We start from the raw sequence: 10,488 nt of genomic DNA, 5'->3' as shown, positions 1-10,488 counted from the left end.
GCGGCGTAGCCTCCGAGGGAGTTGCCGGCGAGTACGGCGGGCCGGCCGATGACGTTGGTGATGAAGTCGTGGAGTTGGTCGCGCCAGAGGTCGCCGCTGTATTGGATTTCGGGTTTTGCCGATCGCCCGAATCCGATCAGGTCGATCGCCCACACTTCAAAGTCTTTGCTCAGACCGCTGATATTTTTGCGCCAATGGTCTGTGGATGCTCCAAAACCGTGAATTAACAGCAGGGGAGGGCGTTCGGGATGTCGATCGCCCGATCGGACGTAGTAGACTGAATGGCCCCGCCACTGCCAGTAAGTACCGGGAATTGGGGCTGCGGTGATGGCTGGGCTGGTTTGCATAATGTAAAGAAATAATTATTTACTTTAATTATTGTATCGCGACGTTCAGATTTATAAAGTTCGGTAAACGCGCCCGGTGTCGCCAGCAAAGGATTTGTCAATTTAGGCCAGTTGGGCGAGCGCGAGTTTCTGACTCATCTGAAATAAGTTTTGTAACAAATATTGATTTGGTAAAGGTCGCAGCAGTGCCCGCTTTGTGTGCCGATCGGCATTTGGAAAATATGTCGGGTTTTGGCCGCAATACACCTAGGTATGATAATTGTGCTGTTTGGCAGTCAGAGATCGATCGGGGGCGATCGGTCAAAATCAGGGGTGGCGAAAGCTAGTCCCGCTCCGCTAGGCATCTAGGGATCGATGTTTTAATAGATATTTCCGATTGTTTATAGGTGGGGATCGTTTGGTACCGCGATTTGTGAGGGCCAGGGAGATGTAGGGGCGATCGCCCCGGAGTTGGCTTCATCCGAGATCAAAAATCTGGTGATAGCTGAAACTTATAAGTAAAATTACTGGTAGTTATCGGCATTCGTTTCTGAGAATCGCAGAATATTTTGTGACGTTGTTGGCTTTTCTTAAATGCCTAAATACTCTAAGATAGAAATAGAGTGGCGCAGCTCAATTAATTAGCATTTTGAATACTAGGGAGCCAACTTATGCAGGGTGTGAAGTTCATCCACCTGAAAGTTAGGGAGTTTTCTGAGTGATTGCTATTTCAACCCGTCCGACCGGACGCAATTGGATTACGATTAGCTTCGCTTCAACCCTATACCTTTGTCCTGTTTTGGATCTGCTCCTAGCAGAGGTTCCGGAGCGTTGGCAAGCGGAATTGCGGTTGGGTCTTCAAGAAGCTTTGGTAAATGCTGCTAAGCATGGAAATAAATTAGACCCCGGCAAAAAAGTGGGAGTCCGTTTTTCGCTCGTGCAAAACCAATATTGGTGGGTGATATCGGATGAAGGTTCTGGCTTTAATGCCCCTTGCGGTTGCAATCTTTATACCGATAATTGCGACAATCTCGTAGCAGAGGATGTTGCAGATAACTCTGCACTCCCCCATGTTGAACAAGAATGCGGTAGGGGGCTGTTTATTCTTTACCAAATATTCGATCGGGTAGAATGGAATTCTCAAGGTACAGAGTTACGGCTGTGCAAAGAAGTTTCCAGTCGCTACCGGTTGCCTCGCTTGCGATCAAACTGATATTTGACATCAGTTTTCACCTCAGCTCGACTTGCAATTTTTTTCGTTTCCCCGCTGAACCAGGGATAGAGAATTTGGAGTATCTGGCCATTGATAATAAATGGTAATGCAAAAAGCGAGTTTTGTGTGAGAAAAGTATAAATCTTTTTTAGCCCGCAATCGCGCCGCTCGATCGAGCGGCGCGATTGTCTGATGTTTGAGCCGCTCATAATCTTTCCAATCGTCGTTTCCTCTGGCTTCACAACCGTAAAACTAATTTTACAAGCGGTGACTGATATCGTGGACGGTTGCATCGGAATAATAAAATCGAGTCAACAGTCAACAGTCAACAGTCAACATCACCTGACGGTGTAACCGGAAATGATATGACTTGAATTGATATAACTCATGCACGGCTTTAGCGTTGGTAGCTTATTTGCCGTGAGTCGGACAGGGAGGAGCAGAGATCGATCGATCCAGCCATCCGGCGGCTTGTTTCAAGCGCGGGAGAGCCTCTTCCGGCTGATTTTTGAGCAAAAAGACCAAACCGGCTGCGGCTTGCTCGCCCGCCCGCGCGGAACGGTTGGCTTTGAGGCGGTGCCAATCTTTTTCGGAGATGGCGAGGCGCGCTGCTAGAGCTTGAGCTAGTTCTACCGTGCTCAGTTCGTTGAGGTTGACAGTTTGGGTTGTTTGTGTAGTTTCAAGCATAATTGGCAATTATAGGGATTTGGCTGGAGTTTATGAATTTAAAAAAATATACTGCATATAATAACAAATTAATTGGAAATCGGTTTTTTTATTATTATTGTCAGGTTTGCAGATCGAAATGCCTCAACAGCCATCAGAGTTAGATCGGGAAGAGCAAGAAAACGAGTTTGTGCAGGCGATCGCAGCAGTGGAGCGATCGCTGGCGGCCGTCAAAGAACGTTACACTCAGATTCAGGTCGATCGACAGCGCCAAGCTCAACTCGGCCACCGGCGCGAAGACGTGCGCCAGTCTCTGCGACAAAATCCACTGCCGCAACTCAAGCAAGAATTGCGGGAAATTGAGCAAGAATTGGAAACGATCGAGTTAAATTTAGAAAGCAGCCTGTTTTCTTGGGGAAGCATAAAACAACCTTTTTGGCAAGCAGTTCGCTTTGGAGGACTTGGCATTTTGATCGGTTGGATGTTGAAATCCTATGCGGGTTGAACTCTTTTGGGAGTTAGGATTTTTTTTAACCGCAGAGGGCGCAGAGGGCGCAGAGGAAGAGAAAAGAGAGAATTCTGATGCAAAATATTAAATAAACAGGATTGGATATTATGACAAATCAACGAATAGCAGCAATTTTGCGCGCTGGTGAACCTGACGAAACTGTCACTGTTCAAGGTTGGGTTCGTACCAAACGCGAATTGAAAGAATTTGCCTTTGTCGAAGTTAACGACGGTTCGGCGATGGCTAACTTACAAGTCGTCATCAATGCCGATTTGCCGGACTTTGAAAATATACTCAAACAACTTAATACAGGTGCATCTTTAGAGGTGTCGGGAGTGCTGGTAGCGTCACCGGCGAAAGGACAGCGAATTGAGTTAAAAGCCTCGCAATTACAAGTTTACGGCGCAGCAGACCCGCAAACTTATCCGCTGCAAAAAAAGCGGCATTCCTTTGAATTTTTGCGAACTATCGCTCATTTGCGGCCGCGCACCAACACTCACGGTGCTGTCTTTAGAGTCCGCAATGCTTGTTCGACGGCCGTACACCAATTTTTTCAAGAACGCGGTTTTTTGTGGGTTCACACTCCGATTATTGCTGCTAGCGACTGCGAAGGTGCGGGGGAAATGTTCGCCGTTACTAACTTTGATTTAAAAAATGTGCCGCGCACGGATTCGCAAGAGGTTGATTATGCTCAAGACTTTTTTGGAAAGCGCGCTTATTTAACGGTTAGCGGTCAGTTGGAAGCGGAAGTTATGGCGATGGCTTTTGGCAATGTTTATACTTTTGGCCCGACTTTTCGAGCGGAAAATTCTAATACTTCGCGACATTTGGCTGAGTTTTGGATGATTGAACCGGAGATGGCTTTCTGCGATTTGCAGGGTGATATGGATTTGGCTGAGGCGTTTTTAAAGTATATTTTTAAATACGTTTTGGAGCATTGCCACGAAGATATGGAGTTTTTCAACGAGCGCATTGACAAAACGGTTTTGGCTGCTGCGGAAAATATCATTAACAATCAGTTTGAGCGGATTACTTACACGGATGCGATCGCACTTTTGGAAAAAGCCGACAAAAAATTTGATTTTCCGGTAAGTTGGGGCTTGGATTTGCAGTCGGAACACGAGCGCTATTTGGCTGAGGATTTGTTTAAGAAGCCGACGATAGTTAGCGATTATCCGGTCGGGATTAAAGCATTTTATATGCGCTTAAATGAAGATGAGAAAACCGTGCGAGCTATGGATGTTTTGGCTCCGAATATTGGAGAAATAATCGGCGGTTCGCAGCGGGAAGAACGGCTGGATGTTTTGGAGCGGCGCATGGAAGCGCAGGGGATGAATCAGGAGGAGTTGTGGTGGTATTTGGATTTGCGTCGCTACGGTACTGTGCCTCACGCTGGCTTTGGTTTGGGGTTTGAGAGGTTGGTGCAATTCATGACGGGAATGGGGAATATTCGGGATGTAATTCCGTTTCCGAGAGCTCCTTTGACTATTGATTTTTAGATGCAGACGGCGGTTGAAACCAGGTTTACAAAAACAAAGTCCGCCTCCGCGGACTGAAGACAATAACATAATCTTCACAGCGCGTTCTTTAACCCGCGGAGGCGGATTTGGTCTGTTTTACTGGTTCCCAGGCTCCAGCCTGGGAACCTATATCCAGAGGCTCTGCCTCGCTTGGTAAAATGGAGGCAGAGCCTCCGGATCTGCGTTACCAGGCTGGAGCCTGGTAACGAGTAATCTAAAATATAAAATCTCAAATGGTATGAGTTAATGGTTGTTCAAATCTCATCAAGTTCCACAACACCAAATGTCACTTGGGAAGCCCTACCAGCCGACTTTGTATTACCTGACGATCCTGTGGAAAATATTCAACAACCGCCGCTTGCTGCTGCTCTCACCGATGCTCTGGGTGCCGCTGGACGCATTGCACCGATCGCCCTGATCGGTTCCAATTTTGGACTGGTAGCGACGGTAAATAAGCAGACTGTTGTCAAAGCACCGGATTGGTTTTTCGTGCCGCAAGTGCATGGAGTCGCAGAGAACACGATTCGCCACAGCTACACGCCGAATTTGGAGGGTGCGCCGATATCGGTGGTGATGGAGTTTTTGTCTAATGAAGATTACAGCGAATTGTCCGTGCGATCGACTCCTCCCTACGGCAAGCTCTACTTCTACGAACAGATTCTGCAAGTGCCCACCTATGTGACTTACGACCCCTACGAGCCTAAGCTGGAAGTGCGGTATTTGCTCAATGGAGCCTATGAAACGCAGGCTGCTGATGCGTCAGGGCGGGTGCGGATTCCAGAGTTTGATTTGTGGCTGGGGATTTGGCCGGGGGAACGGCCCGGCCAAACTATGAATTGGCTGCGCTGGTGGGATGAAGCTGGAAATTTGCTGCTGTGGAGTTCGGAACAGGCGGAATATGAACGTCAGCGGGCGGATTTATTGGCGGCTAAGTTGCGGGAGTTGGGTGTTGATATCGATCGGCTGACATGAATCGGGCGATCGGGTTCAAATTGGTATTATAGGGCGATCGCTTACCAACTCAGCATTAATTAGATCGGCCAGATCGGGGGAAAGAAAGAAGTGGGGAAATAGCCGCAGGGTGTGTCGCCATCCAAAATCCACAAATAAAATCGACAATCTCATAACGACGCACCACACAATAGTCAGGTGCGTCACACGAATCATCGTCAAGTCGCCGAGGGAATTGTGATATCAACACATTGCACTTTTACCCAAGTTCCCATATGACAAAATCGGAAAATATGGACTTCGATCAGCGAATTCAAGCTAACCCTAAGTTATAGCGCGATCGCTTACCAACTAAGTATTAATTAGATCGGCCAGATCGGGGGAAAGAAAGAAGTGGGGAAATAGTAAAGTCTCTAAATAGTGAAAGTTTATTCCATAAAATTTTTTAATTTCTTTAATTTGTCCAATAATCTGCTCCTTATTGATAGTATGATTGCTTTTAATTCCCACAATCATTATATTCTTACTCGTATGTTCAGCAGCTATAAACTCAAAAACCTTAGTTTTATAACCAGACAATTCAAGTAAAAGCGCTCTCAATCCATCAGTCACTATTTCCGATTGCCTCTCCAGCAAAATACCAGACTTTAAGAGATCCTTCAAAACCAGATTCGGATGAATTTGTTTCCTAACTTGCTTGTGGCAGCATGGTGCTAGGATGATTAAAGCAGAATCAGACTGTATCCCTTTATAAATTGCATCATCTGTTGCAGTATCGCAGGCATGAAGTGCGATGGTTATGTCTGATTTTTCGGCGCTATAGTTACTGATGTTTCCTTGGTTAAAATGTAACCTTTCAAAATTAACTGATTGGGCAACAGAGTTACAAAAATCCACTAAATGTATTCTGCTTTCTATACCGATAACTGATGCTTGTTTGCCTAAAATATTGTTCATAAAATCATATATTGCGAAGGTTAAGTATCCCTTGCCTGAACCCATGTCAACTACAGAAATATGACTTTTTTCTGCTAATTCTGATGATTCAACTAAGCCATGTATGATTTCCACAAACTTATTTATCTGTCTGAACTTATCTTCCATCGTTCTTACGACATTACCTTGATTATTGGTAATGCCTAATGCTCTGAAATAGGCATTATTTTCTGATTCAATATACCGTTTCTTCCTGCGGTCGTGTTGCTGCGGAGTTGTATCAACAGGGTTTGTAAAAGTGGGCTTAATAAAATTAATTTTAGGATGTTTATTTTTGCCATATTCAAGTTGAACATCTTGCTCGATCGAAAATAATCTAATACTCATAAAATCACTGCCAATCAGGGTTTTGATTAAATTTAATCCCTCTTCGATTGGGTAATTTTTGACTATTTCCTTGGTTTTGTAACTATAGGTAAAAGAAAGTTTTATGCTTGCTTTTAATTGTACAATTCTCACAATAATTTTAGTTAAACCGTCTTCTCCTCCTCTATACTTTCCTAAAGTTAATCTGATGAATTTTTGATTTTCTATACTAGAACCTAGAATTAACTCGAATTGCTCTTGTGTGGTTATATTCATTATATTATTCATTAGCCGTAAGGTTCGCACTCGAAAATTTATATCAAATTCTCTCTTCATCGGAATCGTAAATTCACAGTTAACAGTTAACACTTAACTGTTAACAGCATGAGGAGTGCAACCCGAATTGATATTACAAATTAGATTCACAATCTCACAGTGACGCACCACACAATAGTCTGGTGCGTCACAGGAATTATCGATTAAGTCGCCGAGGGAATTGTGATATCAACAGATTGCACTTTGACCGCAGTTCCCAAACTCGATAACGGCGGTTGAATTGCCGCACTGTTTCCCACTACTAATGTTACCAAATTATCCGGTTTCAAGTAAGTTTTGGCTACGCGCTGCACGTCGGCAATTGTGGCTGTTTCGATGCTGCGACGGTAGCGAAAAATGAAATCTTCGGGATAACCGTAGTATTCGTAGCGCATTAATCGCGACAATGTTTGACTCGGATTTTCAAATTTGAAGATGAAAGAATTGAGGGTGGAATCTTTAGCAAAAGCTAATTCTTCGGGGGTAATTGGTTCGGTACGGATTCGATCGATCTCAGCGCGAATTGCCTCGATCAACGGTACTGTCGCGTCCGATCGCGTTTGGCCACCAGCCACAAACACTCCCGGATAGTCATATCTCGGACTCCAAGCCGCATACACAGTGTAGGCTAAGCCTTGGCGCGATCGCACATTATTGAACAAACGCCCGCCAAAACCGTTGAGAACCCCATTCATCACGTCCAAAGCACCGTAATCTGGACTGTTGAGCATTCCGCCCAAATGCCCCATCTGCACGTAACTTTGACTTAATTGCGGCTGGTTTACAAAAAATACGCCGCCCTCCTTTCCGGGCGATACCGTTGGTAGGGGAGGCACTTCTGCATTTTGAGTCGGTACCCAATTGCCGAATTTTTGCTCCACTAGCGATCGCATTTTAGGAGTATCAAAGTCACCCGAAATACCCAAAATCATATTTTTGGGGTGGAAATACTTCTGATAGAAACCCACCAAATCTTCGCGGGAAATATTCGCGATAGTCTTGTATTCTACCGTGCGGGCGTAGGGACTGCGATCGCCATAAATTAACTTTTGAAACTCGCGGCTGGTAATCTCGTTAGGATCGTCATTGCGGCGGGCGATCGCACCTTGAGTTTGATTTTTTGCTAAATCCAACTTTTCCTTTTCAAAAATTGGCTCTCGAATCACCTCCGCAAACAAGTCAAACACCGATTCCAAATCTTCAGCTAAAGCACTAAAACTAGCACTTCCAGAAGTAACATCAATCCCAGTTTCTACCGAAGCTGCTTGCTGTTCCAGCAACTGATTTAATTCATCAGCCGTATGCCGGCTCGTGCCGCCAGTTCGCATCACTTCTCCCGTCAAACCTCCCAGTCCAATTTTCTCGGCAGGTTCAAAGCGATCGCCCGTGCGAAATAGCGCCGTTCCCCCGACTAGTGGGAGTTCCCGGTCTTCCATCAGATACACGCGGATGCCATTTTTTAGCTCGAAGCGAGTGTATTTAGGCAGTTTAATTTCTGGCACCTGCGGGAATGTTAATTCGTCATAATGTTTTGGCCCTGCTGCAAAGGAAGGTAACAAATTAAACGTACCAAGTGAAACAGTAAAAAAGCAAAGTGATAGCAAAAATAACTTTACTTTTTTTAGTTTCAATTTAGTCCTTGTCATTCTTTCTCCTAATTTTAATCTGTTGACAATTCGACGAGGCTGAGCCTCGGAATCTGCATTTCCAGGCAGAGCCTAGAAACGAGTGTGTTTTTACCTTTTTAACTGGTTTAACTGGTTCCCAAGCAGAGCCTGGGAACCGATATCTAGAGGCTCTGCCTCGCTGATTTGAAATTCGACGAGGCAGAGCCTCGGGATCTGCATTTCCAGGCTCTGCCTGGAAACGAGCTAATAACTGATGACTAATGACTAATGACTAATGACTAATGACTTCTTAAAGAGACAAAAGCTTACCAATCGTGCGGTTTTCCGGGCGGAAAGTTGCCTGAGAGACACGCTGAATGTCAGCAGGAGAAACAGCCGCGAGATCATCCAATTCCTGAAACAAATTTTTCCACGAACCAGTTTTCACTTGATAGTCCAGCAGCGAAAATGCCATGCCCATATTAGAATTGAGCGATCGCAACAAACCCGCTCTCGCCTGAGTTTTCACCCGCTCCAATTCCATAGCAGAAACCGGCTCATTTTTCAGGCGATCGATTTCCTTGCTCAAAGCAGCAGCTACTTCCTCAACCGTGCGGCCCGGAGCAGTTTGAGCGTAAAACAACATCAAATTCGGATACTTTTCCCCCGGATAGCCGCTGAAACCTTGAGCGGCTAGCGCCAATTGCTGTTGCTCTACCAAAGACTTGTAAAGCCGAGAAGTCCGGCCGCTGCTGAGCAAAGAACCAATGATTTCATAAACCGCATTGTCGGGATGATTCATCGCCGGCCTGTGATATCCTTCCAAATACCAAGGTTGAGTTTTTAACTTCAGCGTGACTTCCTTCGTTTGGGTTTGCGGAGGCTCCACAATTTGCAATTCTGGAGGTGCTGGTTTCGCCTTGTAGCGACCGAAATAAATTTGAGCAAGCCGCTTCACTTCCGAGGCTTTCACGTCTCCTACCACCGCCGCAGTTAGCTTGCTGGGGATGTAGTGAGTCTCAAAAAACTTCTGCACCTCTTCTCGTGTCAGGTTTTTAATGTCTTCAGTGTAGCCAATTACGGGGCGGCGGTAGGGATGGACGGAGAAAGCTTTGTCGGCAAAAGCTTCAACCATTTGTCCGATCGCAGAATTTTCAGTTCGCAGCCTCCGTTCTTCTAAAATCACCTGTTTTTCCTTGTAAAATTCCCGAAATACAGGTTGTAGAAAACGCTCGGATTCCAGAGACATCCACAGTTCTAATTTGTTAGCCGGGAGGCTGTAAAAATACATCGTGGAGTCGGTAGAAGTAGCGGCATTTAGTCCGACTCCCCCTGCTTGTTCGACTATTTTGCCGAATTCGTTGCGCTTGACAAATTGCCCAGCTTCAGCTTCAACTTTGTCAAATTCTGCTTTAAACTTGGCGACTTCTTGAGTTTTGCCGCTCGAAGAGGCGGATTGTATTTGCTCGAAGAGTTCGTCTTGTTTTTCTAGCAGCGGCTTTTCGGCTTTGTAGTCGGTAGTGCCGATTTTTGGCGTGCCTTTAAAAGCTAAATGTTCGAGGTAGTGGGCGACTCCGGTTTGGCCGTCGGGTTCGTTTGCGCCTCCCACGTCAGCGTGAATCAGAAACGATGCTACCGGGGATCTGGGTCTTTCGAGTACGATGAATGTCATGCCGTTGTCGAGCTTGAATTCGGTGACTTGCTTGATTACTCGATCGAGCGACGGTTGAACAGACACGGCGGGCGAGCCGTTAGCCCGGTTTTCTCGGGCCGAGGCGATTTCAGGGGAAATTCCCCACCACAGCACTACAGCAGCCAACAGGGAGGCGAGAAATCGAATTTGGCGGGGCGATTCCCTGCGGGATAGCTTCGCCGCGCGGGGTTTTTGGAACTGCGGGGTCATTCGATTTTAGATTTTAGATTGGGGATTTTGGATTGTCAAACAAATGTTGGCGATCAATGCCAGGGATGCTTTTCTAAGGATAAAGATTTTTTGACGCACAAGCGATCTGTTGCGCCGCAGATGTTAGGCTGATACAGCCAATCTCAAAAAGGGTATGGAGCCCGGCGAGGAGTTTTA

General features: G+C 45.8%; 10 protein-coding genes. 5 read left to right on the top strand and 5 right to left on the bottom strand.

What is annotated here, in order from left to right:
• On the bottom strand, positions 1 to 347 hold a 347-nt coding region (locus IQ270_RS24200), incomplete at its 3' end, for an alpha/beta fold hydrolase (RefSeq protein WP_193975734.1).
• A gap of 167 nt (positions 348 to 514) precedes the next feature.
• Between IQ270_RS24200 and IQ270_RS31415 the strand changes: the two genes are divergently transcribed.
• Both IQ270_RS31415 and IQ270_RS24195 read left to right on the top strand, forming a co-directional pair.
• Positions 515 to 673 (top strand): hypothetical protein, encoded by a 159-nt coding sequence (locus tag IQ270_RS31415; protein ID WP_228056649.1) that lies wholly within the window; start codon positions 515 to 517, stop codon positions 671 to 673.
• Positions 674 to 1,044: 371 nt separating this feature from the next.
• Positions 1,045 to 1,539 (top strand): anti-sigma regulatory factor, encoded by a 495-nt coding sequence (locus IQ270_RS24195; protein ID WP_193975733.1) that lies wholly within the window; start codon positions 1,045 to 1,047, stop codon positions 1,537 to 1,539.
• Positions 1,540 to 1,950: 411 nt separating this feature from the next.
• On the opposite strand, the gene IQ270_RS24190 is transcribed toward IQ270_RS24195, so the two are convergent.
• Positions 1,951 to 2,226: a DUF6439 family protein gene (locus IQ270_RS24190; RefSeq protein WP_193975732.1), complete on the bottom strand. Its 276-nt coding sequence runs from the start codon at positions 2,224 to 2,226 to the stop codon at positions 1,951 to 1,953.
• A gap of 118 nt (positions 2,227 to 2,344) precedes the next feature.
• Here IQ270_RS24190 and IQ270_RS24185 point away from each other — a divergent pair, with 118 nt between their 5' ends.
• From IQ270_RS24185 to IQ270_RS24175, 3 genes are all read left to right on the top strand, one after another.
• Positions 2,345 to 2,710 (top strand): DUF2203 domain-containing protein, encoded by a 366-nt coding sequence (locus IQ270_RS24185; protein WP_193975731.1) that lies wholly within the window; start codon positions 2,345 to 2,347, stop codon positions 2,708 to 2,710.
• 110 nt (positions 2,711 to 2,820) lie between these two features.
• On the top strand, positions 2,821 to 4,212 hold the full coding sequence (gene asnS / locus IQ270_RS24180; protein WP_193975730.1) for an asparagine--tRNA ligase: 1,392 nt from the start codon (positions 2,821 to 2,823) through the stop codon (positions 4,210 to 4,212).
• A gap of 267 nt (positions 4,213 to 4,479) precedes the next feature.
• Positions 4,480 to 5,205: a Uma2 family endonuclease gene (locus tag IQ270_RS24175; RefSeq protein WP_193975729.1), complete on the top strand. Its 726-nt coding sequence runs from the start codon at positions 4,480 to 4,482 to the stop codon at positions 5,203 to 5,205.
• A gap of 330 nt (positions 5,206 to 5,535) precedes the next feature.
• Here the strand turns inward: IQ270_RS24175 and IQ270_RS24170 are convergent, their stop codons facing one another.
• The 3 genes from IQ270_RS24170 to IQ270_RS24160 all read right to left on the bottom strand — a co-directional run bounded on the left by IQ270_RS24170 (position 5,536) and on the right by IQ270_RS24160 (position 10,311).
• Complete coding sequence (locus IQ270_RS24170) at positions 5,536 to 6,762, bottom strand: SAM-dependent methyltransferase (RefSeq protein WP_193975728.1); 1,227 nt, start codon at positions 6,760 to 6,762, stop codon at positions 5,536 to 5,538.
• A gap of 203 nt (positions 6,763 to 6,965) precedes the next feature.
• Complete coding sequence (locus IQ270_RS24165; protein WP_193975727.1) at positions 6,966 to 8,447, bottom strand: pitrilysin family protein; 1,482 nt, start codon at positions 8,445 to 8,447, stop codon at positions 6,966 to 6,968.
• A 271-nt stretch (positions 8,448 to 8,718) separates the two neighbouring features.
• Entirely contained in the window at positions 8,719 to 10,311 is a 1,593-nt protein-coding gene (locus tag IQ270_RS24160; protein WP_193975726.1) for a pitrilysin family protein, read from the bottom strand.
• Between the last annotated feature and the right edge of the window lie 177 nt (positions 10,312 to 10,488).

The organism is Microcoleus sp. LEGE 07076 (assembly GCF_015207455.1).
GTDB lineage: Bacteria > Cyanobacteriota > Cyanobacteriia > Cyanobacteriales > Microcoleaceae > Microcoleus.
This window is presented reverse-complemented; position numbering and strand designations above follow the sequence as displayed.